General features: G+C 70.9%; 19 protein-coding genes. 11 read left to right on the top strand and 8 right to left on the bottom strand.

Annotated elements, in window-relative coordinates; all coding sequences use genetic code 11:
• Positions 1 to 34: 34 nt before the first annotated feature.
• The 6 genes from ACWAT2_RS06165 (at position 35) to ACWAT2_RS06140 (ending at position 10,930) form a co-directional block, all read left to right on the top strand.
• Positions 35 to 1,045 (top strand): ABC transporter substrate-binding protein, encoded by a 1,011-nt coding sequence (locus ACWAT2_RS06165; protein WP_402372260.1) that lies wholly within the window; start codon positions 35 to 37, stop codon positions 1,043 to 1,045.
• A gap of 94 nt (positions 1,046 to 1,139) precedes the next feature.
• Entirely contained in the window at positions 1,140 to 2,678 is a 1,539-nt protein-coding gene (locus ACWAT2_RS06160; protein ID WP_402372258.1) for a sugar ABC transporter ATP-binding protein, read from the top strand.
• Positions 2,678 to 3,754 (top strand): ABC transporter permease, encoded by a 1,077-nt coding sequence (locus ACWAT2_RS06155; protein ID WP_402372256.1) that lies wholly within the window; start codon positions 2,678 to 2,680, stop codon positions 3,752 to 3,754. The genes ACWAT2_RS06160 and ACWAT2_RS06155 overlap by 1 nt, the downstream gene beginning before the upstream one ends.
• Positions 3,754 to 4,800: a galactofuranose ABC transporter, permease protein YjfF gene (gene yjfF, locus ACWAT2_RS06150; RefSeq protein WP_172152629.1), complete on the top strand. Its 1,047-nt coding sequence runs from the start codon at positions 3,754 to 3,756 to the stop codon at positions 4,798 to 4,800. Before ACWAT2_RS06155 ends, yjfF begins: the two co-directional genes overlap by 1 nt.
• Positions 4,801 to 4,956: 156 nt before the next feature.
• Positions 4,957 to 8,106: a beta-xylosidase family glycoside hydrolase gene (locus tag ACWAT2_RS06145; protein ID WP_402372254.1), complete on the top strand. Its 3,150-nt coding sequence runs from the start codon at positions 4,957 to 4,959 to the stop codon at positions 8,104 to 8,106.
• 157 nt (positions 8,107 to 8,263) lie between these two features.
• On the top strand, positions 8,264 to 10,930 hold the full coding sequence (locus ACWAT2_RS06140) for a family 43 glycosylhydrolase (RefSeq protein WP_402372252.1): 2,667 nt from the start codon (positions 8,264 to 8,266) through the stop codon (positions 10,928 to 10,930).
• 91 nt (positions 10,931 to 11,021) lie between these two features.
• Here ACWAT2_RS06140 and ACWAT2_RS06135 read toward each other — a convergent pair whose 3' ends face one another.
• Positions 11,022 to 12,428: a carboxylesterase family protein gene (locus ACWAT2_RS06135; RefSeq protein WP_402372250.1), complete on the bottom strand. Its 1,407-nt coding sequence runs from the start codon at positions 12,426 to 12,428 to the stop codon at positions 11,022 to 11,024.
• Positions 12,429 to 12,710: 282 nt separating this feature from the next.
• Here ACWAT2_RS06135 and ACWAT2_RS06130 point away from each other — a divergent pair, with 282 nt between their 5' ends.
• Positions 12,711 to 14,216, top strand: coding sequence for a helix-turn-helix transcriptional regulator (locus tag ACWAT2_RS06130; RefSeq protein ID WP_480048638.1), 1,506 nt, complete (start codon positions 12,711 to 12,713; stop codon positions 14,214 to 14,216).
• Positions 14,217 to 14,324: 108 nt separating this feature from the next.
• Here ACWAT2_RS06130 and arfA read toward each other — a convergent pair whose 3' ends face one another.
• Positions 14,325 to 15,854, bottom strand: a complete 1,530-nt coding sequence (gene arfA / locus ACWAT2_RS06125) for an arabinosylfuranosidase ArfA (RefSeq protein WP_402372246.1) — start codon at positions 15,852 to 15,854, stop codon at positions 14,325 to 14,327.
• Positions 15,855 to 15,996: 142 nt separating this feature from the next.
• Here arfA and ACWAT2_RS06120 point away from each other — a divergent pair, with 142 nt between their 5' ends.
• Positions 15,997 to 17,091 carry a LacI family DNA-binding transcriptional regulator gene (locus tag ACWAT2_RS06120; protein ID WP_402372245.1) on the top strand — a complete coding sequence of 365 codons (1,095 nt, stop codon included), beginning with the start codon at positions 15,997 to 15,999 and terminating at the stop codon, positions 17,089 to 17,091.
• A gap of 34 nt (positions 17,092 to 17,125) precedes the next feature.
• Here the strand turns inward: ACWAT2_RS06120 and ACWAT2_RS06115 are convergent, their stop codons facing one another.
• Positions 17,126 to 18,016, bottom strand: coding sequence for a LysR family transcriptional regulator (locus ACWAT2_RS06115; RefSeq protein WP_480048636.1), 891 nt, complete (start codon positions 18,014 to 18,016; stop codon positions 17,126 to 17,128).
• A gap of 92 nt (positions 18,017 to 18,108) precedes the next feature.
• Between ACWAT2_RS06115 and ACWAT2_RS06110 the strand changes: the two genes are divergently transcribed.
• On the top strand, positions 18,109 to 18,825 hold the full coding sequence (locus ACWAT2_RS06110) for an SDR family oxidoreductase (RefSeq protein ID WP_402372242.1): 717 nt from the start codon (positions 18,109 to 18,111) through the stop codon (positions 18,823 to 18,825).
• 18 nt (positions 18,826 to 18,843) lie between these two features.
• Here ACWAT2_RS06110 and ACWAT2_RS06105 read toward each other — a convergent pair whose 3' ends face one another.
• The 5 genes from ACWAT2_RS06105 to ACWAT2_RS06085 all read right to left on the bottom strand — a co-directional run bounded on the left by ACWAT2_RS06105 (position 18,844) and on the right by ACWAT2_RS06085 (position 24,187).
• Positions 18,844 to 19,536, bottom strand: a complete 693-nt coding sequence (locus ACWAT2_RS06105; protein ID WP_402372240.1) for a YesL family protein — start codon at positions 19,534 to 19,536, stop codon at positions 18,844 to 18,846.
• Positions 19,533 to 20,903 (bottom strand): arabinan endo-1,5-alpha-L-arabinosidase, encoded by a 1,371-nt coding sequence (locus tag ACWAT2_RS06100; RefSeq protein WP_402372239.1) that lies wholly within the window; start codon positions 20,901 to 20,903, stop codon positions 19,533 to 19,535. The genes ACWAT2_RS06105 and ACWAT2_RS06100 overlap by 4 nt, the downstream gene beginning before the upstream one ends.
• 1 nt (position 20,904) lies before the next feature.
• Positions 20,905 to 21,774: a carbohydrate ABC transporter permease gene (locus tag ACWAT2_RS06095; RefSeq protein WP_402372238.1), complete on the bottom strand. Its 870-nt coding sequence runs from the start codon at positions 21,772 to 21,774 to the stop codon at positions 20,905 to 20,907.
• A 14-nt stretch (positions 21,775 to 21,788) separates the two neighbouring features.
• Positions 21,789 to 22,763 (bottom strand): carbohydrate ABC transporter permease, encoded by a 975-nt coding sequence (locus ACWAT2_RS06090; protein WP_402372236.1) that lies wholly within the window; start codon positions 22,761 to 22,763, stop codon positions 21,789 to 21,791.
• Positions 22,764 to 22,843: 80 nt separating this feature from the next.
• Positions 22,844 to 24,187, bottom strand: a complete 1,344-nt coding sequence (locus ACWAT2_RS06085; RefSeq protein ID WP_402372234.1) for an ABC transporter substrate-binding protein — start codon at positions 24,185 to 24,187, stop codon at positions 22,844 to 22,846.
• 248 nt (positions 24,188 to 24,435) lie between these two features.
• Between ACWAT2_RS06085 and ACWAT2_RS06080 the strand changes: the two genes are divergently transcribed.
• Together ACWAT2_RS06080 and ACWAT2_RS06075 are read left to right on the top strand one after the other, a co-directional pair.
• Positions 24,436 to 25,746: a glycoside hydrolase family 27 protein gene (locus tag ACWAT2_RS06080; protein ID WP_402372233.1), complete on the top strand. Its 1,311-nt coding sequence runs from the start codon at positions 24,436 to 24,438 to the stop codon at positions 25,744 to 25,746.
• Positions 25,743 to 26,789 carry an arabinan endo-1,5-alpha-L-arabinosidase gene (locus ACWAT2_RS06075; RefSeq protein WP_402372231.1) on the top strand — a complete coding sequence of 349 codons (1,047 nt, stop codon included), beginning with the start codon at positions 25,743 to 25,745 and terminating at the stop codon, positions 26,787 to 26,789. Before ACWAT2_RS06080 ends, ACWAT2_RS06075 begins: the two co-directional genes overlap by 4 nt.
• Positions 26,790 to 26,823 lie beyond the last annotated feature (34 nt).

Below are 26,823 nucleotides of genomic sequence, written 5' to 3'. Positions count from 1 at the left end.
CCGGCCGTCCGGCGTCTCGAGGAGGAGAGCAGACATGGCACGGAAGATGTGGATGCGCGGCACGATCGCCGCGGTCTCGGCAGCGGCGATGCTGGCGCTCGGCGCCTGCAGCAGCGAACCGGCCTCGGAGGAGTCCGGCGGCAGCGAGAGCGCCGAGGGGTCCGGCGGCGACGAGCTGATCTCGATCGGGTTCTCCCAGGTGGGTGCCGAGTCCGGGTGGCGCGCCGCCAACACCCAGTCCATCCAGGACACCCTCACCGAGGAGAACGGGTTCGACCTCAGCTTCTCCGACGCCCAGCAGAAGCAGGAGAACCAGATCCAGGCCCTGCGCTCGTACATCCAGCAGGGCGTCGACGTGCTCGCGTTCTCGCCGGTGGTCGAGACCGGCTGGGACGCCGTGCTCGAGGAGGCCAAGACGGCCGGCATCCCCGTGATCCTCACCGACCGCGCCGTCGACAGCGAGGACGAGACCCTCTACGAGTCCTTCATCGGCTCGGACTTCGTCCTGGAGGGCGAGATGGCCGGCGAGTGGGCCGTCGAGCAGTACGACGGCGAGGGGTACAAGATGGTCGAGCTGCAGGGCACGACAGGTTCTGCGCCCGCCATCGACCGCAAGGAGGGCTTCGGCACCGCCATCGAGGGCAGCGACATCGAGGTGATCGACTCCCAGACCGGCAACTTCACCCGCACCGAGGGCAAGCAGGTCATGGAGGGCTTCCTGCAGAAGTACGACGACATCGACCTCGTGTTCGCCCACAACGACGACATGGGCCTGGGCGCCATCGAGGCCATCGAGGCGGCCGGCATGACACCCGGCGAGGACATCAAGATCATCACGATCGACGCCGTCAAGGACGGCATGCAGGCCCTCGCCGATGGCAAGATCAACTACATCGTCGAGTGCAACCCGCTGCTGGGGCCGGACCTGGCCGAGGTCGCGCAGAAGGTCGTCGCCGGCGAGGAGGTCGAGAAGCGCATCGTCGTCGAGGACCTGGCCTTCGACCAGGAGGCGGCCGTCGAGGCCCTGCCGGACCGCCAGTACTGATCGACACGCCCCGGGACGCACCCGCGTCCCGGGGCATCGACCCGCGGCAGGGGCGCCGGCCCGGCCCCCTGCCGCGACCCACGGAAGGTCAACGATGACGAGCTCTCCGAGCGCGGACCGGCCGGTCGTCGAGATGTCCGGGATCTCCATCGAGTTCCCGGGCGTCAAGGCGCTCGACCAGGTCGACTTCAGGCTCTTCCCCGGTGAGGTGCACGCCCTGATGGGTGAGAACGGCGCCGGGAAGTCCACCCTCATCAAGGCGCTCACCGGCGTCTACGGCATCGACGCCGGACGCATCGTCGTCGACGGCGCCGAGCACCGCTTCTCCGGACCGGGCGAGGCCCAGGACGCCGGGATCGCCACGGTGTACCAGGAGGTCAACCTCTGCGAGAACCTCACCGTCGCGGAGAACATCATGCTCGGGCACGAGCCCCGGCGGCTGGGCGCGATCGACTGGCGCGCCGCCCGCCGTGCCGCGGCCGAGCACCTGGCCACGATGGGCCTGGACATCGACCCCGCGTCCTCGCTCGGGTCGCACTCCATCGCGATCCAGCAGCTCGTGGCGATCAGCCGCGCCATGGTCGTCGACGCCAAGGTCCTCATCCTCGACGAGCCGACGTCGAGCCTCGACGCCGACGAGGTCGCCCAGCTCTTCGCCGTCGTGCGGCGCCTGCGGGACCAGGGCGTCGCGGTGCTGTTCGTGTCGCACTTCATCGAGCAGGTCTACGAGATCTCCGACCGCATGACGGTGCTGCGCAACGGGCAGCGGGTCGGCGAGTACCGGACCGACGAGCTCGACCGGCTCGAGCTCGTCTCCACCATGATCGGCCGGTCGATGGACGTGCTGGAGGACCTCCAGGTCTCGACCGAGCACGCCGTCGACGTCGAGCAGGGCGCCACGCCCTACCTGTCGGCGGTCGGGCTGGGCCGCAAGGGCGACGTCCGGCCGTTCGACCTCGACGTCTACGCGGGCGAGGTCGTGGGTCTGGCCGGACTGCTCGGCTCGGGGCGCACGGAGGTGGCCCGGCTGCTGTCGGGTGCCGACCGTGCCGACAGCGGGACCACCCGGATCAAGGACGTCCCCACGCGCCTGCGCAACCCGCGTGCCGCGATCTCCCAGGGCATCGCGTTCTCCTCGGAGGACCGCAAGTCCGAGGGTGTCGTCGGCGACCTGACCGTGCGGGAGAACATCGTGCTCGGGCTCCAGGCGGGCCGCGGCTGGATGCGCCGCCTGCCCCGCCGGCAGGTCGACGAGATCGTCGAGAAGTACATGGCGGCGCTCAACGTGCGGCCCGCGAACCCCGACGCGCTGCTGCGCAACCTGTCGGGCGGCAACCAGCAGAAGGTGCTGCTCGCGCGCTGGCTCGCGACGGCCCCCGAGCTGCTGATCCTCGACGAGCCGACCCGCGGCATCGACGTCGGGGCCAAGGCCGAGATCCAGAAGCTCGTCGCCGAGCTCGCCTCGCAGGGCATGGCCGTCGTCTTCATCTCCGCCGAGCTGGAGGAGGTCCTGCGCCTCAGCCACCGCATCGGCGTCATGCGGGACCGGCGCAAGGTCGCCGAGATCGTCAACTCCGAGGACGTCGGCGTCGACGACGTCGTCGAACTCATCGCGAGCGGAGGAGAGCACTGATGCCTGCCACGACGGGATCACACACCCGCCCCGCCGGCCCGACCGGGCTGCGCAACCTCACCCACCACACGCTGTTCTGGCCGGTCGTCGCGCTGGTCGCGCTGCTGGTGGCCAACACGATCTTCAGCCCGGACTTCCTGTCCGTGTCGATCCTCGACGGCCACCTGTTCGGCGCACCGATCGACATCCTGCGCAACTCCGCCCCGCTGCTGCTGGTGTCGTTGGGGATGACGCTCGTCATCGCGACCCGGGGCATCGACCTCTCGGTGGGGGCCGTCGTCGCCATCGCCGGTGCGCTGTCGCTGAGCTTCATCGCCACGGCGCCCGACCCCGGGGCCGTGTCGACCGTGATCATCGCCATCGCGATCGCCCTGGGGCTGTGCCTGGTGCTCGGCATCTGGAACGGCTTCCTCGTCTCGGTCGTCGGCATCCAGCCGATCATCGCGACGCTGATCCTCATGACCGCCGGTCGCGGCGTGGCGATGCTCATCACCGAGGGGCAGATCACCACCGTCACCAGCGCACCGTTCAAGACGCTCGGTGCGGGCTTCTGGCTCGGGCTGCCCGCCGCGGCGCTGATCGCCTACGGCGTCTACCTGATCGTCGCGCTCATCACGCGGCGCTCGGCGCTGGGCATGCTGGTCGAGGCGGTCGGGATCAACCCGTCGGCGAGCCGGCTGGCGGGGGTGCGGGCGCGCACCATCGTCTGGACGGTGTTCGCGCTGTCCGGGCTGTTCTCCGGGCTCGCGGGTCTGATCCTCGCCTCGAACGTCATGGCGGCGGACGCCAACAACGCCGGCCTGTTCATCGAGCTCGACGCGATACTCGCCGTCGTCATCGGCGGGACGTCCCTGCAGGGCGGCAAGTTCTCGTTGTCGGGCACGCTCGTGGGCGTGCTGATCATCACCACGCTGACGCTGACCGTGACGATCGTGGGGATCTCCCCGCTGGTCACCCCGCTGTTCAAGGCGCTGGTGGTGATCGCGGTGACCCTGCTGCAGTCGCCGCGGGTCCGTGACAAGCTCGCCGCGCGCGCCCGCCAGCGCGCGGCCCGGCCCGAGGAGGTGGCCGCCTGATGGCGACGACGACGCCCCAGCACACGGTGGAGGGCTCCGGGCCGGGAGCCCCGCGGCCCGGCGGCTCCGGACCGGCCCGCATCGCGCGGCGCCTGCGCATCGACCGGCGCTACCTGCCCGTGGTCGGCACGTTCGTGGTGCTCGCCCTGATCCTCGCGATCGGCGGCGTGCGGTACGACAACTTCCTCTCGGTCGGCGTGCTGGCGAACCTGTTCATCAACAACTCGTTCCTCATCGTGCTCGCCGTCGGCATGACGTTCGTGATCCTCACCGGCGGCATCGACCTGTCGGTGGGTGCGGTGCTGGCGCTGTCGGCGGTGAGCGCCGCGTACCTCATCGACGCCGGGGTGCCGGTGGCGGTGGTGCTGCCGGCCGTGGTGCTCATCGGGTCGATCATCGGTCTGCTGATCGGGCTGATGGTCCATGTGTTCGAGGTTCAACCGTTTATCGCCACGCTGGCCGGCATGTTCTTCGCGCGCGGACTGTGCTTCGTCATCGCCCCGGAGTCGATCCCGATCACGGACGAGACGTTCGTGGCGATCGCGGGCTGGGACACCTGGATCGCCGGCCAGTGGCGCATGACGACGAGCGTGATCGTCGCGCTGGTCGTCATCGGGATCGCCTTCTACCTGCTGCACTTCACCCAGTTCGGCCGCACGGTCTACGCGATCGGCGGCAGCGAGCAGTCGGCGCGGCTGATGGGTCTGCCGGTGGCCCGCACCAAGGTGCTCGTCTACGTGATCTCCGGGACGTGCGCCGGCCTCGGGGGCCTGCTGTTCGCGATGTACTCCCGCTCGGGGTACTCGCTGACGGGCGTGGCGATGGAGCTCGACGCGATCGCGGCGGTCGTCATCGGCGGCACCCTCCTGACCGGGGGGACCGGGTTCGTGCTCGGTTCAGTGCTGGGTGTGCTCGTGCTGGGCCTGATCCAGACGATCATCACCTACGAGGGCACGCTCAGCTCCTGGTGGACCAAGATCTTCATCGGCGTGCTGCTGCTGGTCTTCGTGGTGCTCCAGCGGGTGCTCAGCCTGCGCAAGACCTGACCGACGTCCCGTCCCGCCGCCCGTGCGGCGGGACGGGTGCCAGTCCGGACGACCCAGGGAGGTGCCAGACACCAAGATGTGAGCGCTAACAAAGATGTTGGCGCACGGGGCCAAGCACGTTCCAGCTTTGCTCAACGACGAGAAGGAGAAGTGACCGTGAGATCGACGACGACGTCCCGGAGGCTCGGCACGACGCTGCTCGGCGGACTGTGCGTGACCGCACTGACGGCCGGGCTCGCCACGGCCGCTGGTACGGAACCGGCGGAGGACGACCTCGGCCTGACGACGACGGACAACGGAGACGGCACGTACGGCATCCCGCTGCTGAACAGCGACGTGCCGGACGTGAGCGTGACACGCGTCCCGGCCGCCGAGAACGACGAGGGCCGCGACGTCTACTACATGGTCAGCACGACGATGCATCTGAGTCCCGGTGCACCGATCATGAAGTCCTACGACCTCGTCAACTGGGAGATCGTCAACTACGTCTACGACCGCCTGGGGGTCGACGACGTCTCGTCCCTGCGCAACGGGCAGAACGGGTACGGACACGGCCAGTGGGCGTCCTCGCTGCGCTACCACGACGGTCGGTTCTACGTCGTCTTCAACACGAACAATCTGGGTGGCGCCTACCTCTACAGCACCGACGACATCGACGACGGCAGCTGGGACCGGGTCGCCCTCGGTCGGGCACTGCACGACCCGTCGCTCTTCTTCGACGACGCCGACGGCGGGACGCCCTACATCTTCCACGGTTCCGGGGGCACCAGCGCTGTGCGGCTGTCGGACGACCTGACGCAGATCGTCGAGGAGTACCCCGACATCATCCGCGCGAGCGACCACGCCGACGAACCGTTCGCCGGAGGGCTGTTCGAGGGCGCCCAGGTCCACTACATCGACGGCGAGTACTACATCGCGATCATCACCTGGCCGCCCGGCCAGGGGCGCCAGGAGGTGATGTTCCGTTCGGAGCACCTGCTCGGACGCTACGCCACCCCCGACGGCAGCGACCCGTACGAGGCGCGCCGGGTGCTCGACTCCGACGGTTTCGCCCAGGGCGGCCTGGTCGAGGTCCCGGACGGCGACGGGGGCTACGAGTGGTGGGGCATGTTCTTCCGGGACACCTACCCGCTCGGACGCATCCCGGCACTCATCCCGGCCACCTGGCAGGACGGTTGGCCCACCTTCGGAGCCGAAGGCGTCGTGCAGGTCGGCGACGTCTTCGACAAGCCGATCACGCTGTCGCCGCAGGAGCTGCGCCGCGAGCGCCTCAAGAGCATCGTCGCCTCGGACGACTTCGCCAACGACGCCGAGCACCATGCCTTCAGCGACACGGTCTGGCAGATCCCGGACGCACCCTCGTACGACGAGGGCCTGCTCGGCATCGAGCTCGTCGAGAATCCGGGCTTCGAGGACGCCACGACGGAGCCGTGGGCGGCGCAGTACGGCGCCACGCTCACCCGCGAGACCGCGTCCCCGGCGTCGGGCAGCGCCGCGTTGGGCGTCGGTGACCGGACGCTCAACGGGTCCGGCCCGTACCAGCAGCTCGACGGCACGATCCAGGCGGGCATCACCTACGACCTCTCGGCGCGGGTCCGGTTCGACGCCGGGCCCGACAGCATGCGTTTCCACCTGGTCGGGGACTGGGGCGACGGGGTGGAGGTGCTCGTGGCCGACGACGTTCCGCGGGGGGAGTGGGCCACGGTTCAGGGCACCGCCACCATCCCGAGCGACGCCGACGTGAGCACCGTCAAGATCGCGGTCGAGACACCGTGGGGCAACCCGCAGCCGGAGACGTCGGCGGTCTCGTACCTCCTGGACGACGTCTCGGTCGTCGGCCGGCAGCCGGATCTCGAGCACGCCACGGCCGACGAGGTCTCCTACAACGGTTCGGACCTCGACCTCGCCTGGCAGTGGAACCACAACCCGGACAACCGCTACTGGACGCTCACCGACCGGGAGGGGTGGCTCCGGCTGACCAACGGTCATGTGGTCACCGGCCAGGCCGAGTACACCAAGGCTCCCGGCCGCGACCTGACGTACCTCGAGGAGGCGCGCAACGTCTTGGGCCAGCGTACGTTCGGACCGACGTCGTCGGCGGAGACCCGGATGGACGTCTCCGGGATGCATGACGGCGACGTCGCCGGACTGGCGGTCTACGGGCGCAGCTTCGCCTATGCCGCCGTCCAGCAGGTCGACGGCGAGCGCACGCTCGGACTCGTCACACGGCTCCAGCCGTTCGATGAGGAGATCGACCGCGACGAGGTCGAGTCCTTCGTCCCCGGCACGACGGTGGACCTCGGCGACAGCACCGACGTCCACCTCAAGGCGGACGCCGACTTCGCCGCCACGCCGGGCCAGCTGTGGGTGCAGTACTCCGCGAGTCTCGACGGGCAGAACTGGCAGCCGCTCGGTCCTGCGCAGGGTCCCCTGGTCATGGACTGGAGCCTGTCGCACTTCATGGGCTACCGGTTCGGTCTCTTCAACTACGCCACGGAGCGCACCGGTGGAGTCGTCGACTTCGACCACTTCCTGCTCAGCAGCACGCTGGGCTCCGAGGTCGACCGCTCGAGCCTGGACGCGCTGGTCGAGGAAGCCACCGCACTCGACGAGGAGGACTACACCCCGAAGTCGTGGGCACGGCTCTCCGACGCTCTCGACACGGCACGGTCCACCACGGCACCGTCCACGCAGAACCAGGTCGACGCGCCCGCGCGGGAGCTTGCCGTGGCCGTGGCTGCACTCGTGCCGCGGGTTGCTGAACTCTTCGAGGTGACGCCGGTGCGTCCGACCTGGGTCGATGAGTGTGGTCCGGGCAATGTCACGGGTGCGCCGTTGCCGGTCGTCGAGGGGGTGGAGTATGTCGAGACGAGGAAGAACGACGGTGGGGTGCAGGTCGTGGCCACTCCGGTGGAGGGGTACGTCCTGAGCGACAAGCCGTCGTCGACGAAGAACCCGGAGTCGTGGACGTGGACGAAGGGTGACTCGGGTGAGGAGTGCCCGCCGGAGTATCCGGTGTGGGACGCCTCGGCGGTGTACTCCGCGGGGGACCGGGTGACGTTCGACGGCGCGGTGTTCGAGGCGACGTGGTGGACGCGGGGCGACGAGCCGGGGGCGAACGTCTACGGCTCGTGGCAGGAGATCGCCGAGACCGCCGAGGGTGTCGCGGTGTGGACACCGTCGCGGATCTTCACCGCGGGTGACGTCGTCGTCCACGACGGCGAGAACTACACGGCGCGCTGGTGGACCCGGAATCAGGAGCCGGCGTGGTCCGCGTGGGGCCCGTGGGAGGCGACCACCGACTGACCTCAAGACGCCGTGCGAAGGCGATCGGCCGTTGCCTCACGAGTGGGTGGAGCTGACCTCTTCTCCACGGTGCTGCGGCGATCACGTGGACGGCATCGTCCGTGCACGGTCTCGCCGGAGCGTTGCAGAAACCAGGAACGAACTCAAGGAGGAGCAGATGGTATTGCACAGACCGAGGCGGGGACGCCTTCGCGCGACCGCGGCCGGAGTCGCGACGGCCGCGCTACTGAGTGCAGCGTTCGTCAGCACACCGTCTTTCGCTGCGGACGAGGAGCTCGTCGCCAATGGCGGGTTCGAGGACGGGACGACGGGTTGGTTCGTCAACGACGGCAACTCGACAGACTCGGCCGTGCTGGCCACGACCGCCGACGCCCACTCCGGCGCCGCCGCGGCGCTCACGACCGATCGGGCCACCACCGGTTCGGGCCCGCTGCAGGACCTGAGCGGGGTCGTGCAGGCAGGTGAGACGTACGAGCTCAGCGCGCGCATCAAGTACGACGACGCGGCGTCGCCCGCCACGAAGCAGTTCTTCGCCACCATGCACTACGGCGGGTCCACGTACGAGAACCTTGTGGACACGGTTGCGACGAACGGCGAGTGGGCCACGCTCGAGGGGTCGTTCACGATCCCCGAGACGCAGGACGTCACCACGGCCCGGCTGTTCTTCGAGACGCCATGGACGGCGGACCCGGCGGCCGACCCGGCCACCCATCTCATGGACTTCGTCCTCGACGACGTGTCCCTCGTGGGGGCCGAACCCCCTCCGCCGCCGTCGACGACGATCGAGGTGGTCGGCAAGAAGCCCGGTGAGCACAACCCGCTCATCTCGCACAAGTTCGGCGCCGACGCCTTTGGGTTCGTCGACGACGGCCGGGTCTACCTGTACCTGACGAACGACACCCAGGGCTATGCGCCCGACCCGGAGACCGGCATCTCGCCGGGAATCAACTACGGCGACATCAACCAGCTGACCGTGATCTCGTCGGAGGACCTGGTCAACTGGACCGACCACGGTGAGATCCAGGTCGCCGGTCCGGACGGCATCGCTCCGTTCACCAACAACTCCTGGGCCCCGGGCATGGCGAAGAAGGTTGTCGACGGCGAGGAGAAGTACTTCCTCTACTACGCCAACGGCGGCGGCTCCAGCAACGTCATCACGGGTGATTCGCCCCTGGGCCCCTGGACGAGCGACCGTGACAGTCTGCTCATCGGCGGGTCCACGCCCGGTGCCGAGGACGTCGCCTGGAAGTTCGACCCGGCGCCGTTCGTCGATGTCGACGGCACGCCGTACCTGTACTTCGGCGGCGGCCCGCCGCCGGCGGACATGCCAGACGCGGAGAAGTACAACAACCCGAAGAACCTCCGGGTCATCGGTCTCGGTGACGACATGGTTTCCACCGAGGGCACGGCCGAAGTCGTCGACGCTCCGGTGGCCTTCGAGGCGGCGCACGTGTTCGAGCGCGACGGGCTCTACTACCTGACGTACTCATCGCACTTCGGCGGACCGGACTTCGGAGGCTCGCAGACACCCGAGCCGGGGTACCCCGGCGGAGGTCAGATCGGCTACATGATCTCCGACGACCCGACGGTGTTCCCCAAGGAGACCTACGAGGGCGTGCTGTTCCCGAACCAGTCCGAGTTCTTCGGCGCCGGTACCGGTGGCAACAACCACCAGTCGGTCTTCGAGCTGGACGGTTCGTACTACATGACCTACCACGCGCCGACGCTGAACAAGCGGATCAACGGCAGCACGACCCAGGGGTACCGCAGCCCGCACATCCAGGAGCTGTCTTTCAACGAGGACGGGACAATCCAGCAGGTGGTGGGCGACTATGCCGGTGCGGAGCAGGTCAAGGACTTCGACCCGTATCGTGTCGTCGAGGCCGAGACCTTCGGGTGGCAGCAGGGACTGGCGACGGTGGAGATCACGGACGCCTCCGCCGAGTTCGGTGCCGGCGCGCCCAACCTGATGGTCGAGGACATCGACGACGGCGACTGGTCGGCCCTGTCGTCGGTCGACTTCGGTGAGAACGGGGCCGCGCAGATCGGGGCCCGGGTCCGACCGCTCGTCCAGGGCGCGAAGATCGAGGTCCGCCTCGACTCGCAGGACGGCCCGCTCGTCGGGACCGTCGCAGTGGACGGGACCGTGGGGGAGTGGAGCGAGGTCAGCGCCACACTCGACGGTGCTGTCGGCGTGCACGACGTCTACCTGAGCTACCACGGCCCCACCGGTGAAGACCTGTTCGAGGCCGACTGGTGGGAGTTCGCCCAGGCCGAGGACGAGCTGGTCGAGGTGACGCCGGAGCGTCCGACCTGGACGGACGAGTGTGGTCCGGGGAACGTCACGGGTGCTCCGTTGCCGGTCGTCGAGGGTGTGGAGTACGTCGAGACCCGTAAGAACGACGGTGGGGTGAAGGTGGTGGCGACTCCGCTGGAGGGTTACGTCCTGAGCGACAAGCCGTCGTCGACGAAGAACCCGGAGTCGTGGACGTGGACGAAGGGTGACTCGGGTGAGGAGTGCCCGCCGGAGTTCCCGGTGTGGGACGCGGAGTCGGTGTACACCGCGGGTGACCGGGTGTCGTTCGAGGGGTCGGTGTTCGAGGCGACGTGGTGGACCGGGGGCGACGAGCCGGGGGCGAACGTCTACGGCTCGTGGCAGGAGATCGCGGAGACCTCCGAGGGTGTCGCGGTGTGGACGCCGTCGCGGATCTTCACCGCGGGTGACGTCGTCGTCCACGACGGCGAGACCTACACGGCGAGGTGGTGGACCCGGAACCAGGAGCCGGCGTCGTCCGCGTGGGGTCCGTGGGAGGTGACCGGCTGACGGCCTGACCCTTTTCTTCATCGAGCGTGCCGGCTTTTTCCTCATCCGACCCGGATGAGGAAAAAGCCGGCACGCTCGATGCGTTGCTGGGTCAGGAGCGGCGCGTCACCCGCAGCTCACCGGTCCAGCCGGGACCTGTCCCGACCCGGTCGGCCGCGAGCCGGCCGGTCCGCGCGAACTCCGCCCAGGCGGCCCGCAGGTCGCGGCCTGCCTCGACGAGCGTCCGGGCCCCCGCCGGTCCGATGACCGGTGCTTCGGCCCACCGGTCGGGGTTCGGGAACAGCAGGCCGAGCTCGACGGCGTGCGTGGCGCCCATCGGGGCGTCGACCGGGCGGGTCGTGAGCTCGGCGGCGACGACGGCGGCACCGGCGTCGGCCATGTCCTTCGCGAAGGCCTTGCACCCCGTGCGGAACAGCGTGTCGGTGACCTTCCGGCACACGAACCACGCCAGCAGCCTGCCGACGACGGGCTTGTCGCGCAGCGCCCTGCCCCGGGGGTCGAGCTGGACGAACGTCTCGCCCTCCTGGGAGGTCCAGGTCACCATCAGCTCCAGCCCCGGTGCCCGGCGACGCCACGTCGCGAGGAACTCCTCCTCGGACGGCATTGGAGCCCGGCCGTACTCGGGGGCGAACGGCATGCCGGCCCGGTCGTTCATCCCGGCCACGGCGGCCATGGCGCGCTGCTGGGCCGCGAGCACGTCGTCGACCGTGCCCGTCGGGTCGAGCGGTCCCGCGGCCTCGACGAGACCGGCGTGGACCTCGGCGCGGCCCCCGCGGACTCCCAGCGGCGGACTCTGCAGGATCGCGCGGCTGAACAGGCCGTCCGCGCCGTCGGCGCCGAGCAGGTGTGCGATGGCGTCGGCGCCGGCCGACTGTCCGACGAGCGTCACCTGGTCGGGGTCGCCGCCGAAGGCGTGCACGTGGTCGCGCACCCAGCGCAGCGCCGCCAGCAGGTCGAGCAGCCCGAGGTTCGCCGGGCGGCCGGCCTCGACCGCCGCGGCGACGTCGTCCGAGCCGCCGTCGGAGAAGAACCCGAGCGCGCCGAGCCGATACGTCACGTTGACCACGAGGACCCCGTGCTCGCGCACGAGCACGATCGGGTCGTAGCCGGCCAGGTCGCCCGCGCCCGAGACGTAGGCGCCCCCGTGGACCCAGACGAGGACCGGCAGCGCACCGTCGGTCTCGGCCGGACGGGTGATGCTGAGCCGGAGGCAGTCCTCGGTGGGTTCGACGTCGCGCAGCTGCGGCCCGTACACCTGGTCTGCCGGGCTGGGTGGTTGGGGGCAGGCGTAGCGGACATGCTGGAGCGGTGCCGACTCCGCGGGGTCCGGCGCGACCGGTGACGGTGCCGCGAAGCGGTCGGCACGGGCGTAACGGATGTTGCGCACCCGGACGACGTCGCCGTCGCGCAGGGCGTGGAAAGTGCCGAGCGGGGTCTCGACGCGGGTGGGGTCGCCGGCCGGGCCGGCGTCGGTCTGGGTGGTGGACCGTTCGGTCATCGGCGTCCTCCTCGACGGCGTGCGGACAGCGTAGCGAACCGACCGGGCGGTTTGTCGCGCGCTCCGGGTGAACTCCGGACGCCGGCGAGGTTCCCGGGCGGACGTCCTGGTCACGATCCGCTTCCGATCACCGCGAAGCGTTGACTTCTGCGGTGAACGCCTGGTGATATGTGGCCTGATCACCATATTTCGGAGGAAGACGTGATTCAGCAGGACGTGCCGGCGACGACAGCGGGCGACGCCCCACCGAAACCCCGCTACCGCGGCCGGCACCTTCCCATGGTGGCCGTCGTCGTGGCGGCGTTCATCGCGACCGCACTGGCCTACAGCGGCATGGTGCTGTTCGGCCTCGAGGTGGCGCACATGTCGCCGCTCGAGGCGTACGCGCTGGCAGGGTTCCTCGAGGTCAGCCTCGTGGCGGTGGCCCTGATGGCGCGCAACGCCGCGCTGGAGGGACGTCCCTACGGCGTCCTCCTGACGCTGACGTGGATCCTGTCCGGGACGTCGGGCGTGTTCGCGGCGTTGCACGAGATCGCCGTGCCGACCGAGAGCACCCCGTACATGGTGGTCTTCCGGTTCGTCCCCCCGCTGGTCGCCGCCCTGATGTGGCACCTGGCGCTCGTCGGCGAGCGGCACCTGGTCACCGGCCACACGCTCGACGAGCGGCGGCGTGAGCACCGCGTGCACCAGTACGTGACCGCGCTCGAGAGCTGGCGTGACGCCCGCCTCGACAGCACGGGCAACGCGCGCGGCATGCGCAAGGTGCGCCGGGCGCACCTCAAGCAGCGGGCGGCCCGCGACGGCGCCCTGAAGCTGCTGACGGTGGAGGACTTCGAGCGGCGCATGCAGGTGTGGGTCGATCGTCTGGAGGCCGCCGAGCGACACGGGAACCGGCTGGACACGATCGGTGCAAGCTCGATCAAGCGGGGGACGAGCAAGGGGATCTCGCCCGAGGCGGTGGCTGCGGCCGCGGCCCCGGCGCGTACCGCTCCGAGCCTGGGGGCCACCGCGGCCGACGCGGCCATCGTTGCGGAGGCGGCCAGCGCGGTCCGGGGCGCCCCGGAGCGGTCGGAGTCGCCGCAGGCGCCGGCAGCACCCGCGGCGGACCGGCTGCCCGTCCGGCCCTCGCGCGGTGGCGCGTCCGGCGCCGCGGCCCCGACGACCTCCGGCACCCGCGCCCCGGCTGCTGCGGTCGAGGCGACGCAGGAGGACGCTGAGGATGAGCCCTTCGTGGACGCGTTCGGTGCCGCGCTGCTGGCCGAGCGTGCGGTCGAGGAGGCCGCGACGTCGGCCCCGGAGGCGCCGCGCCGGCCGCTCCTGGAGCCGCGGACCGAGACGGGGCACACGCGCCGGGTCGAGGTGTTCGACCTGTACCGCGGCCGTCAGCAGGCCGAGGCGGCTGCTGCGCAGGAGGCTCCGGCCTGGCACTCCGTGCCGGAGGCGCCCGAGGCGGCGGCCGTCGGCGACGTGGCCGGTAACGGCGAGCGGGAGCCCGCCGGCGCCGAGGAGACCGTCGAGGAGGACGTCGCGCGGACGCTCGCCGCGGAAGCACCCACCGTCGAGGAGGGTGCGGGCGACGCGCGCGAGGGCGACGAGACCCCTGCCGAGGCTCCGACGTCGGACCGCGACCGCCGGATCGTCGAGCTCGCGCGCGAGGGGATGACGCAGCGGGAGATTGCTGAGGAGGTCTCCGCCTCGCGCTCGACGGTGAGCCGCGTCGTGCGCCGGTACGAGGACCAGAAGCCGCGCGGCGACCGGGACGAGGACCTGGCGCTGGCCCCGGCCTGAGCCCACCTTCCGGCGTGAAGCCTGACGAGATCGACCCTCCCGGTCCGGGATCGACGCACCGTACGTCGATCCCGGACCGGGAGGGTCGATCTCGTGTTGGCGACGCCGTCAGGACCGGGCGAACGTCCCGGCGAAGGCCGTCCACGACTCCGGGGCGAGGCGCAGCGTCGTCGTCCCGGCCGCGGAGCCGATGACGGCGTCGTCGACGTCGAGCGTCGACCAGCAGGCCTGGGCCACCTTCGCGGCGTGCTCGGGACCGTGCTCGGCCGGCTCGTGGTCGGCGACCATCCGGTGCCCCTCGGTGAGCGTCAGCGCCGCCCCGACGTGCGCGAGGTCGACCTCGACGGTCCGGTCGGTGCGGTTGGTGAGGAAGAGGCCGAGCGAGCCGTCGTCGGCCACCGTCGCTGCGGCGGTCACCGTCGGGGCGTCGCCGTGCCGTGACGTCGTGTACGTCGGTGCGTCGACGCGGACGTCGAGGGCCGTGCCCCGGGCGAGGCGCGCCGTCGTCGCGAAGGGGTAGAACGTGGGCTGGCGCCAGGCCTCGCCGCCGGGCTCGGTCATGATCGGCGCGATCACGTTGACGAGCTGGGCGAGCGCGGCGACGGGGACGCGGTCGGCGTGGTTGAGCAGGGTCACGAGCAGGTCGCCGACGACGACGGCGTCGAGCGCCGAGTACACGTCCTCGATGATGCGCGGGGCGTCGCGCTGGATCGGCAGGTTCGTCTCGCCGGGGAAGCGTGTCTCGAGGTACCAGACGTTCCACTCGTCGAACGAGATGGTGATCTTCTTCTCGGAGCGCCGCTCCGCCCCGACGGCGTCGGCGGAGGCGACCACGCGGTCGATGAACCGGTCCATGGCGGTCCCGGAGGCGAGGAACGAGCCGCGGTCGCCGTCGTGCTCCTCGTAGTAGGCGTGCATGGAGACGTGGTCGACCAGGTCGTAGGTGTACGACAGGACGGTGCGCTCCCACTCGCCGAAGGTCGGCATCTGCATGGACGACGACCCGCACACGACCAGTTCGATCGAGGGGTCGACGAGCTTCATGGCCTTGCCGGCCTCGGCGGCGAGCTTGCCGTACTCGTGGGCGTCCTTGTGGCCGATCTGCCACGGTCCGTCCATCTCGTTGCCGAGGCACCAGAGCCTGACCCCGTAGGGCTCGGTCCGGCCGTTGGCGATGCGCAGGTCGGCCCAGCGGGTGCCGGCCTCGCCGTTGCAGTACTCGACGAGGGCCGCGGCGGCGTCGACGCCGCGCGTACCGAGGTTGACGGCCATCATGGGCTCGATGCCCTCACGCTCGGCCCACTGCAGGAACTCGTCGGTGCCCACGAGGTTCGGCTCGACCGTGCGCCAGGCCAGGTCGAGGAACGGCTTGCGTTCGGCGACGGGACCGACGCCGTCCTCCCAGACGTAGTTCGAGACGAAGTTGCCGCCGGGGTAGCGCACCATCGACACGCCCAGCTCACGGGTGAGGTCGGCGACGTCGCGCCGGAACCCGTGCTCGTCGGCGGCGGTGTGCCCGGGCTCGTAGATGCCGGTGTACACCGCGCGGCCGAGGTGCTCGACGAACGAGCCGAACAGGCGGCGGTCGACGGTGCCGCGGCGGAAGTCGGGGTGGAGGGTGATGCGGGCGTCAGCCATGGTTCTCGGTGTTCCTCTGCGGACGGAGCGGGATGTACCGCCATCGGTTACAACGATGTAGAGTGAACCACGACGCGCACGTCCGGCACCAGTCGGCCCGCCCGTGTCCTACGCTGTGTGCGTCGATCAGGAGGAGAGTCACGTGGCAGTGACCATGCACGATGTCGCGGTCCGTGCCGGGGTGTCGATCAAGACGGTCTCGAACGTCGTCAACGGCTACCCGCACATCCGGCCCGAGACGCGCCGTCGAGTCGAGGAAGCGATCGACACGCTCGGCTACCGCCTCAACACGACTGCGCGCAACCTGCGCACCCGTCGCACCGACATGATCACGCTCGCCGTGCCGGAGCTGTCCCTGCCCTACTTCGCCGAGCTGGCCGACCGGGTCATCCGCGCCGCGGAGGAGCAGTCGCTCACCGTGCTCATCGAGCAGACGGGCGGGTCCCGCGAGCGCGAGGTGGACGTCCTGACGGGCAAGCGGCGCCAGCTCACGGACGGTCTCATCTTCTCGCCGCTGGAGCTCTCCCAGGCGGACGTCGGACTGTTCGACGTCGACTTCCCGCTCGTGATCCTCGGTGAGCGGGTGTTCGACGCCCCGGCCGACCACGTCACCATGAACAACGTCGCGGCGGCCCGGGCGGCCACCGTGCACCTCGCCGCCCTGGGCCACCGGCGGATCGCCGTGGTCGGTGCGCACGAGGGGGAGGAGCTCGGCTCCGCGGCGCTGCGCACCGAGGGGTACAAGCAGGGGCTCGCCGAGGCGGGCCTGCCCTTCGACCCGGCCCTGGTCGGCGAGGCCGGGCTCTGGCACCGGTCGACCGGCTCGGAGACGATGGGCCGGATGCTCGACGCAGGGGTCCACGTCGACGCGGTCTTCGCGCTCAACGACGCGATGGCGCTCGGTGCCCTGCACGCCCTGCACGCGCGCGACCTCGACGTCCCACGCGACGTCGCGCTCATCGGCTTCGACGACGTCGACGACGTGCGCTACTCGGTGCCCACGATCAGCTCGGTCGACCCGGGCAGCGCGCAGATCGCCCGCACCGCCGTCGACCTGCTCGTGGAACAGATCGCCGGTCCGTCCGACCGGGCCTACCGCCGGGTGGTGCCCACCTCGCGGCTCGTCGGACGGGAGTCCACGGGCGACGTGGCCGAGGGGGCACCCGAGCGGATCGTGGCCGAGCTCGACGGCGGCGTCGAGACGATCGCGACGGACGCTCTCGGCCGCACGGCCTAGCGCCCCGGCGACCGGCTCGCGACGACCGGGGACGTCACACCGCGGGCTCGCCGGACCCGGCGCGGAACGTGTCACGCCGCAGCGCCGCCGCGGTCTCGCGCAGACCGTCGAGCGCGGCGGAGCCCGTGTGCGCCGGCCACGCGAGGACGGTCGTCACCACAGGGGCGTCGGTCACCGGAACCGCGGCGTGCTCCGGCCACTGCCACGCCCGGCTGGAGGCGGGGATGACCAGGAGCGTCCGCCCCAGCGCCACCAGCTGCGCGAGCTGTGCCTGCGACCGCACCTCCGGACCGGGCCCGTCGGGGTAGGTGCCGTCCAGCCGCGGCCACCGTGCCATCGGCAGGTCCGGGACGTCCACGACGTCGGACATGGTCACCCGGTGCCGGGCGGCGAGGGGATGGGCAACGGGCACGATCGCCACCTGACCCTCCGTCAGCAGGTCCTGAGTGTCGAGTCCCGCGAGATCGTCGACCGGGCGGTGCATCAGCGCCACGTCGGCCGCCCCCCGTCGAAGGATCCCCGCCTGCTCGCCCAGCTCGCAGAGCTCGACGCGCACCGGCACGGCGTCCCGCGAGCGCCCGTGCGCGTCGAGCAGGGCCTGCAGCAGCGCGTGGGAGGCCCCCGCCTTGGTCACGAGCGTGATCGTCGGCGCGGGGTCCGCGGCGCGCCGGGTACGCCGCGCCGCCGCCTCGACGGCGGACAGCGCCAGTCGTGCCTCCCGGTGCAGCACCTCGCCGGCCTCCGTGAGTGCGACGCCCCGCCGGTCCCGGTCGAAGAGCCGGACCCCGAGCCGCCGCTCCAGCTGCCGGACCGCCCGTGACAGCGGAGGCTGGGCGATCCCCAGCCGCTCGGCCGCCCGCCCGAAGTGCAGGAGGTCGGCGACCGCCGTGAAGTAGCGCAGCTCGCGCGTCTCGATGCCGTCCACGACCCGAGCATAGGCACTCATACCTGGCGGGTATCACCGCGGACCCGATCGGTCTTGGACGGGACCCACCGGCACCCCGCAGCATCGATCGCATGACCGAGAAGAAGACCGCGCTCGTCACGGGCGCGAACAAGGGAATCGGGTTCGCCGTCGCCGGAGGCCTCGGTGCCGAGGGATTCCGCGTCGCCGTCGGCGCGCGGGACGACGCGCGACGGGAGACCGCCGTCGCGAAGCTGCGTGCGGACGGGGCCGACGCGTTCGGCGTCGCGCTCGACGTCACCTCCGCCGAGAGCGTCGACGCCGCGGCACGGGCGATCGAGGCCGAGGCGGGACGGCTGGACGTCCTCGTCAACAACGCCGGGATCGCCGGGCGGTACGACGACGGGGCCCAGGACCCGACGACGCTCGACCTGGAGGTGCTGCGCACCGTGCTGGACACGAACGTCCTCGGTGTCGTGCGCGTGACCAACGCGATGCTGCCCCTGCTCGACAGGTCCGGTTCGCCGCGGATCGTCAACATGTCCAGCGACATGGGCTCGCTGGAGCTGCACACGGGGCCGATCCTGACGGCGTACGCGTCGTCGAAGACGATGCTCAACGCCCTGACGGTCCAGTACGCACGCCGGCTGGCCGGCACGAAGATCGTCGTCAACGCCGCCTGCCCCGGCTACGTCGCGACCGACTTCACCGGCCACGACGGCCCGCGCACGCCCGAGCAGGGCGCCAGGGTCGCGATCCGGCTGGCCACCCTGCCGGACGACGGTCCCCGCGGCGGGTTCTTCAACGAGGCCGGCCCCGTCCCCTGGTGACGCAGGGACGGGCCGTCGTCAGGCCCCGAGGTCGACGTCGAGCCGCTCCAGCCGCTCGGTAACGAGGCGGCCGGTGGCCCAGAGGGCGAAGGACGTGCCCAGCAGCACGGCGACGACCGGCAGGAACGTCCAGGCGATCCACACCACGAGCAGCACCACGAGCACGGCGGCGCTCGTGGCGGGCCCCAGCAGCGGCGCGAGCAGCAGGAAACGCCAGGTCTCCCCGAACGGCCGCTCGTAGCGCAGCACCACCCGGGGCCAGTAAGCGAGCACGACGGCGGTCCAGACCAGCACGAGCACCAGCCCGCCGAGCAGCACGGCGCGCACCGGCCCGGTCATCAGCGTGATCGCCGCCCCGTCGAACCACAGCAGGGCGGCGACCACCCACAGCGGCGCGAACAGGACGTTGGCACGCCGGAAGCCCGACCGCCACGTGCGCCAGAAGGTGCGCCACGGCGTCGGTTCGTGGGTCATCCGGCTCGTGACGGCGCTCGCGGCGTGCAGCGCCGGCCCGGCCCCGAGCAGGACACCACCCGCCAGCGTCCCGAGCAGGACCATGACGTTGACCTCGACGAGCAGCGTCACCCAGCGCAGCGCGAGCATGACGCCGCCGGCCCAGCCGGGCACCTCCGCGTCGGCGACCTGCGCACGTGCCTGCGCGCGCGCGTCGTCGACGGGGCGGTGTCCCGGGGAGGGGCGGTCCGAGGTCACGGGGTTCCTTCGTCGAGGCGGGTGCCGAGCACCACCCGGCCCGCGTCGTCGAGCGCGGTGAGGACCAGGGCGGAGCGCCGGCGGACGGCGTCCCACCCAGGATGCACGACGGCGGAGACCTGCGTGCTGTCGTCGGCCCGCCACGCGAAGCGGCCCCGGCCGAGGGCCCGGACCTCGTGGCGCTCGCCCAGCGGTCGCACGGTGCCGTGCTGGACGCCGACGGGGTCGGTGCCGGGCTCGAGCACCTCCCAGCTCCCGGCGAGCACCGCCGGGTCGGCCGGCCAGCGGGACTGGTCGTCCGTCTCGCGGCGGGCGCCCGCCCACGGCTGCGGGCTGACCAGGGGCCAGCCGTCGTGCGTCCAGACCAGGCGCCGCACCTGCAGGCGGTGCTCGCCGGGGGCGTCGGCGTCGCGGACGTGGTGGACGAACGTCTGGCGGGTGCCGCCGTCCGGCAGGGGCTCGGTGAGGACCGAGCCGTGGCCGGGCGCGAGGATGCCGGGGCCGCCCGCCAGACGGTGCCCGGCCAGCACCGGGACGCCGACGGACCACGGTGCGGCGTCCACGTCGGTCATCGCCCGGCCGGTCCGGTCGCGGAACGGGCCCTCGACGGCCGGGCCGACGGCGGCACGGACGTGGTAGCTGGAGGCGAGCGAGTCGTACGAGACCAGCAGCGCCCACCCGCCTCCGGGACGGGGCAGCACGAACGCGCCCTCGACGGCGCCGTTGTCGGCGTGTGGCGACCGGCGGGCCACGAGCGTCCCCGGCCGGTCGGTGAGCCGGCCGGGCACCGCGGATCCCGCCGCCTCCGCGGCGACCAGTCCTGTGCCGGGGTCGATCGGCAGCACGTGGATCCCGCCGAAGAACGACCCGTACACGAGCCACTGCCGCGAGCCGTCGGTGACGACGTTCGCGTCGATGGCGTTGGGGTGCCCGGTGCCCGCCGGTGGGGCGTGGTGCCGGGAGGCGACGACGATCCCGACGTCCTGCCAGGGCCCGGCGGGGTGCGGCGCGGTCGCCAGCCCGATGGCGGAGCGGCGCGAGCCGAAGGACGACGCCGAGTAGTACATGCGCCAGCCGTCCCCGGACGGCGCCCGCACCACGTCGGGTGCCCACAGCCCTTCCGCGCCCGCCCAGTCCGCGGCGGGGGCAGGGACGCCGTCGAGCGCCCAGCCGTGGAACGTCCAGTCCACGAGGTCGTCGGAGCGGCGGACCTGTACACCGGCGCGGATCGGACCGTCGTAGCGGGCGTCGGTGGAGAAGCACCAGTAGGTGCCGTCGTCGTCCCGGACGATCGTGGGGTCGTGGACGTGCTGCCCGCCCCAGGAGGCGGTGACGGCCGGGCCGTCGGCCGTGCGGAGCTCGGTCATGTCAGCCCTTGGAACCCGTCAGCGCGATCGACTCGATGATCTGGCGCTGGAACACCAGGAACACCGCGAGGATCGGCAGGAGCGCCACGAACGAGGCCGCCATGATGAGCGGGTAGTCGCGTTGCGTCGCGTACTGGACGTTCATGTTCGCGATGACGACCTGGAGGGTCTGCTTCTCCGGCGTGTTCAGGTACAGGATCGGTGCGAGGTAGTCGTTCCAGACCACCATGAACCAGAGGATGAACTGTGCGGCCACGGCCGGGCGGATGATGGGCATGATCATCCGCCAGAAGATCTGCCAGTAGGACGCCCCGTCGATCTTCGCGGCCTCGACCAACGAGTTCGGCACGCTCTCGAGGTACTGCCGCAGGAAGAAGATCATGACGATGTTCCCGAAGATCGCGGGGACGATCAGCGGCAGGAGCGTGTCGACCCAGCCGATCTTCGCGAACATGACGAACTGCGGGATCATGATCGTCGGGAACGGGATCATGATGCCGGTCAGCAGGCCGATGAAGATCGCGTTGCGGTAGGGCAGGCGCATCTTCGCCAGCGAGAACGCCGCCAGCGAGCACGTGAACGTGCCGATGATCGTCACGGTGAACGCGACGATGGCCGAGTTCTTGAACCCGGACAGCACGAGGGAGTCCTGCCACATGCGCACGTAGGTGTCCCACTGCAGGACCTCGGGGATCCACACGGGGGGCAGGGCGAAGACCTCGACCTGGGTCTTCAGGGAGGTCGTGACCATCCACAGCAGCGGGGCGATCATGAAGGCCGCGCCGGCCGCCAGGATGATCCAGACGATGACGTCGGTGATGCGGGAGCGCGCGGTGCGGCTCAGCTGGTTCTTGTCCTTCGAGGTGCTCATGTCTGCTCCTGACCTCAGTCGATGACGAAGCTGCTGCGCTTGTTCAGCCGGAACTGGATGAGCGTGATGATGAAGATGAGGATCCCCAGCACGATCGCCATGGCGGTGGCGTAGCCCATCTGCTGGTACTGGAAGGCCTGGCGCCAGATGTGGTAGACGGCCGACGCCGTCGAGTACTCGGGCCCGCCGCCCGGGGTCATGATCTGGATCTCGGTGAAGATCATGGCGCCCTGGATGATGTTGGTGACCACCAGGAAGAAGGTCACCGGCTGGACCATCGGCAGGGTGATGGTGCGGAACCGCTGCCAGGCTCCCGCGCCGTCGAGCTCGGCCGCCTCGTACAGCGACCGGGGCACGGACTGGATGGCTGCCAGGTAGAGCAGCATCGAGTACCCGAGCCCCTTCCAGACGGCCATCATGATGATCGCGGGCTTGGACCAGGTGGCGTCGGCCAGCCAGTTCGGCCCCTCGATCCCGAAGAACCCGAGGAACTGGTTCACCAGGCCGAAGTCGCCGTTGTACGCCCACTGCCACAGGATCGCGATGGCGGCGAGGGAGGAGATCACGGGGATGTAGTAGATGGTGCGGAAGGCCGTGAGCCCCACGAGCTTGCGGTTCATCGCGATGGCGAGCGCCAGGGACAGCGCCAGGCCGATCGGGATGCCGATCATGTAGAAGAACGTGTTGAACAGCGAGAGCTGGAACCGCTCGTCGCCGAGCAGGGCGACGTAGTTGTCCAGCCCGATGAACCGCATCGGACCGAGCCCGTTCCACCGGGTGAACGACGCGTAGAGCGCGAAGAGCACCGGGTAGAGGATGAAGAGCAGGTAGCCGAGCACCGGGATCGCCACGAACAGCAGCGCCCACTTCTTCTCGCTGCGGTGCAGCCGCGACGACCCGTCGCTCAACGGGGGTTTCTTGCGGTTCGCGGCCTGCTGCCGCGCGGCCGCGGGCAGACTGGTGGGGGCCGGTGTCGTGGCGGAGGTCATCGCAGACTCCTTCGTCCAGGGGTGCGGAGACGGGGGCGCGAGCGGCCGAGCGCCGCTCGCGCCCCCGGGATGGATCGGTGTCAGCCGTCGTTCTGCTCGGCCGCCATCTCGGCCTGGGCGTTCGACTCGTCGAGGAGCGCCTGCATCTGCGGCTGGACCTCGGCGAGGTACTCCGCTGCCGGCTTGTCGCCGTCGACCACGGGCTGGATGTTGACCCAGAGCTCGTCGTACCAGGCGGCGCCGTAGGTGAAGGCGGCGGGCATGGCGCGGCCGTAGTCCTCGGCGATGTCCAGGAACTCCTGGCGGTTGGCCGGGACCGCGTCCTCCTCCGCGGCCCACTCCTGGGCGGTGTCGATCCGGTTCGGGATCTGGATGTTGGCGTCGATGAGGGTCTGCTGGGCCTCCTCGTCCGTGGACAGGTAGGTCACCAGCTCGACGGCCTCTGCGGGCATGTCGGTCGTCTGGGAGACCCCGATGCCGAGGGAGCCGACCCACGCGGCGGTCTCACCGGTCTGGCCGACGGGCCAGGGCATGAGGTCGTACTCGAAGTCGAGCTCGTTGTAGACGCTCATGTCCCACGGGCCGACGGGGAAGAACCCGATCTCGCCGGCCATGAAGCGCTGGTACGTGTCGAGCGTCTGCGCCTGCTCCGGGTCCGGCGTGACGCCGTGCTCCGTGGTGAGGTCGGTGAAGAACTGCAGGGCCTCGGCGAACTCCGGCGTGTCGACCGTGACCTCGGTCTTGTCCTCGTTGGTCCAGTCACCGCCGTTGCTCCAGACGAACGACTGCAGGTTCCACTCGACGTTGAGGCCGGTGCCCCACTGGTCGGTCTCGCCGTCGCCGTCGGTGTCCTGGGTCAGCTCCTCGAGGATCGGCAGCCACTCGTCGAAGGTGAGGGGCTCGTCGACGTCCGGCAGGTCGATGCCGGCCTCCTCGAGCATCGTCTTGTTGTAGCCCATGGCGAACGGGCCGATGTCCTTCGGCAGCCCGTAGAGGCGTCCTTCCGGAGTGCCCTGGAGCGTCCCGTCGTAGCGGTAGGAGTTGACGCCGTAGTCCCAGATGTTGTCGAGGTCCACGTCGAGCTCGGCCACCTGGTCGGTGATGTCCATGAGGACCCCGGAGCTGACGTAGGACTGCAGGTTGGCCTGCTCGATGTAGAACACGTCCGGGACGGTGTTGCCGGCGATCGCCGCCTGCAGCTTGGTGGCGTACTGGTCGACGTCGGTGACGATGACCTCGACCTCGACACCGGTATTCTCGGTGAACCGGTCGATCGCGGCCTGGTACGCGGCCTTCTCGTCGTCGCCGCCTCGGAACATGAAGGTGAGGCCGTCGCTCGACTCGCCGCCGCCGGTGCTGCACGCAGCGGTGCCGGCGACGATGAGCCCGGCGACGACGCCGGCGGTCAGGCGTGACTTCTTCATCACGGGGTCCTCTCGTAGAGCCTAGACGCGGCACGGGGCTGGTCCTGTGAGTGCGGCTCCCGATCCGCTTTACATCGATGGAGAGCCACCGACGGAAGCAACATTTGCACGCGCCACGTGGGTCGGTCAAGTGGCTCCGGTCACGGATGTACAACGATGAAGAAGCAAGTGCCCGAACCCGTTGACCGGCAGGCGCCAGGCAGGGATAGTTCTGGCCTGCCACGACGTCCCGGCCGAGAGGATCCACCATGCCGAGCAACCCCCCGCGGACACGTCCACCCATGGGCTGGAACTCCTGGGACTGCTTCGGCACCACGGTCACCGAGGAGGAGGTCCTGGCGAACGCGCGGTACCTGGCGACGCACATGGCGCACGCCGGCTGGGACACCGTCGTCGTCGACATCCAATGGTACGAGCCCACGGCGCGTGCCGGCGGGTACAACGACGACGCCCCGCTGCGCTTCGACACGCGCGGGTTCCTGCAGCCCGCGACCGAACGCTTCCCGTCCGCCGTCGACGGCGCCGGGTTCCGGCCCCTCGCCGACGCCGTCCACGACCTCGGGCTGCGGTTCGGCATCCACCTGATGCGCGGGATCGCCCGCCGGGCCGTCGCCGCCGACCTGCCCGTGCCCGGCACGCCGTACACCACCCGCGACATCGCGGACACGACCAGCACCTGCCCCTGGAACGGGGACAGCTACGGGCTGGACCACACCCACCCGGGGGCCCAGGTCTGGCTCGACGCGATGATCGACCACGTCGTCGGGTGGGGCGTCGACTACCTCAAGGTCGACGACATGCTGGCGCCCTACCACGCGGACGCCGTCGAGGCCCTCGCCACCGCCGTCCGCCGCGCGGGCCGGAACCACGACCGCCACGTCACGATCTCGCTGTCGCCCGGCACCGACCTCTCGCTCGCCCACCTCGACCACCTGCGCGCGCACGCCGACGCCTGGCGGGTCTCCGACGACCTGTGGGACCGGTGGGAGGACGTCGAGGCCCAGCTCGGCCGCATGGCCCGCTGGGCGCCGCACTCGGGACCTGACGGCTGGGCCGACGCCGACATGCTCCCGCTGGGCCGCATCGGCCTGCGCGCCGAACGGGGCGAGCCCCGGGACTCGGCCCTGACCACCGACGAACGGCGCACCCTGCTCACGCTGTGGTGCCTCGCCCGCTCGCCGCTCATGGTCGGCGGCGACCTGCCGTCGACGGACCCCGGCACCGTCGCCGACCTCACGCACCTCGGGGTGCTCGAGGTGGCGGGCCGCTCGACCGGCGGCCGCGAGCTGCTGCGCGAGCAGGACACCGTCGTCTGGGGCGCCGCCACCGACGACGCCACGACCCGCTGGGCCGCCGTGTTCAACACCGCAGCCACGCCGCGCCGCATCCGGGTGCCGGCCGCAGCGGCCGCGCTGCCCGGGACGCCCACCACGCTCACCGACGTGTGGACGGGCGGACAGGTGCGCACCGAGCCCGCGACCGCCGCCACCGGGCACGACACCGTGATCGCCGTCGACGTGCCCGCCCACGGCGTCCGGCTCCTGCGGGACGACCGGTGAGGAACCCCTTGACCCGCGCCCGCACGATCGCCCTGGTCGCCGCCCTGGTTGCCGCCGTCGCCGCCGTCGCGCTGGCCGTCCTGCGGCCCTGGGAGCCCGCGCCGGAGCCGCTCGCACTGACCGGGGACCTGCGGACCCACGACCCGGCGCTGGTGGTGGGCGACGACGGCGACCCCTGGTTCGTCTACTCCACCGGCGATCCCGGACGCGGCCTCGGGGCGCCCATGGTGCACCGCTCCGACGACGGCGGGTCCACGTGGGAGCGGGTCGGCCCGGCCTGGTCGAGCGCCGACGACCCGCAGTGGGTGCGCGAGACGATCGACGGCGTCGAGCACTACTGGGCCCCCGAGCTGGTCGAGCGCGACGGCACCTGGTACCTCTACTACTCGGCCTCCACGTTCGGGTCGAACACGTCGGCGATCGGGCTGGCCACCAGCCCGACCCTCGACCCGGCCGACCCCGACTACGGCTGGACCCACGAGGGCGCCGTGTGGCGCTCGCAGGCGGGTGAGACGAGCTACAACGCGATCGACCCCGGGGTCGTCGAGGACACCGACGGCAGCCCGTGGCTCTTCTTCGGCTCGTTCTGGGGCGGGATCCAGATGGTTCCGCTGGAGTGGCCGTCCGGCATGCCGGCCGACGGTGCCGAACCGACCATGGTCGCCACCCGCTCCGGTGTGCCGGAGAACCAGATCGAGGCGCCGTACGTCGTCGAGCGCGACGGCTGGTACTACCTGTTCGTCTCCTGGGGCAAGTGCTGCTCCGGCGTCGACTCGACCTACTCGATCCACGTGGGCCGTGCGCAGGACGTCACCGGGCCGTACCTCGACGCCGAGGGCAAGGACATGGCGCTGGGCGGCGGCACCCTGGTGCTCGGTACCGAGGGCCCGATGATCGGGCCCGGCGGGCAGTCGCTCTCGCAGGGTCGGCTCGCGTACCACTTCTACGACGGCGACGACGGCGGCGCGTTCCGCCTGGCGATCCAGGACCTGGCCTGGGAGGACGGCTGGCCGGTGGCGACCACCGAGGTGCCGGAGCCCTGAGCGGTCGGCCTGAAGCCGGCCGCTGCCGGCTGCT

The organism is Isoptericola sp. GX10416 (assembly GCF_056590155.1).
Note: the sequence above shows the minus strand (reverse complement) of the source record. Positions and strands in the feature narration are given on the sequence as shown.

Excerpts from the sequence above, each read along its gene's own strand:
- ACWAT2_RS06155 (WP_402372256.1), top strand. The coding sequence starts at position 2,678 with ATGCCTGCCACGACGGGATCACACACCCGCCCCGCCGGCCCGACCGGG.
- ACWAT2_RS06140 (WP_402372252.1), top strand. The coding sequence starts at position 8,264 with ATGGTATTGCACAGACCGAGGCGGGGACGCCTTCGCGCGACCGCGGCC.
- yjfF (WP_172152629.1), top strand. The coding sequence starts at position 3,754 with ATGGCGACGACGACGCCCCAGCACACGGTGGAGGGCTCCGGGCCGGGA.
- ACWAT2_RS06085 (WP_402372234.1), bottom strand. The coding sequence starts at position 24,187 with ATGAAGAAGTCACGCCTGACCGCCGGCGTCGTCGCCGGGCTCATCGTC.
- ACWAT2_RS06165 (WP_402372260.1), top strand. The coding sequence starts at position 35 with ATGGCACGGAAGATGTGGATGCGCGGCACGATCGCCGCGGTCTCGGCA.
- ACWAT2_RS06110 (WP_402372242.1), top strand. The coding sequence starts at position 18,109 with ATGACCGAGAAGAAGACCGCGCTCGTCACGGGCGCGAACAAGGGAATC.
- ACWAT2_RS06160 (WP_402372258.1), top strand. The coding sequence starts at position 1,140 with ATGACGAGCTCTCCGAGCGCGGACCGGCCGGTCGTCGAGATGTCCGGG.
- ACWAT2_RS06090 (WP_402372236.1), bottom strand. The coding sequence starts at position 22,763 with ATGACCTCCGCCACGACACCGGCCCCCACCAGTCTGCCCGCGGCCGCG.
- ACWAT2_RS06095 (WP_402372238.1), bottom strand. The coding sequence starts at position 21,774 with ATGAGCACCTCGAAGGACAAGAACCAGCTGAGCCGCACCGCGCGCTCC.
- ACWAT2_RS06080 (WP_402372233.1), top strand. The coding sequence starts at position 24,436 with ATGCCGAGCAACCCCCCGCGGACACGTCCACCCATGGGCTGGAACTCC.
- ACWAT2_RS06100 (WP_402372239.1), bottom strand. The coding sequence starts at position 20,903 with ATGACCGAGCTCCGCACGGCCGACGGCCCGGCCGTCACCGCCTCCTGG.
- ACWAT2_RS06135 (WP_402372250.1), bottom strand. The coding sequence starts at position 12,428 with ATGACCGAACGGTCCACCACCCAGACCGACGCCGGCCCGGCCGGCGAC.
- arfA (WP_402372246.1), bottom strand. The coding sequence starts at position 15,854 with ATGGCTGACGCCCGCATCACCCTCCACCCCGACTTCCGCCGCGGCACC.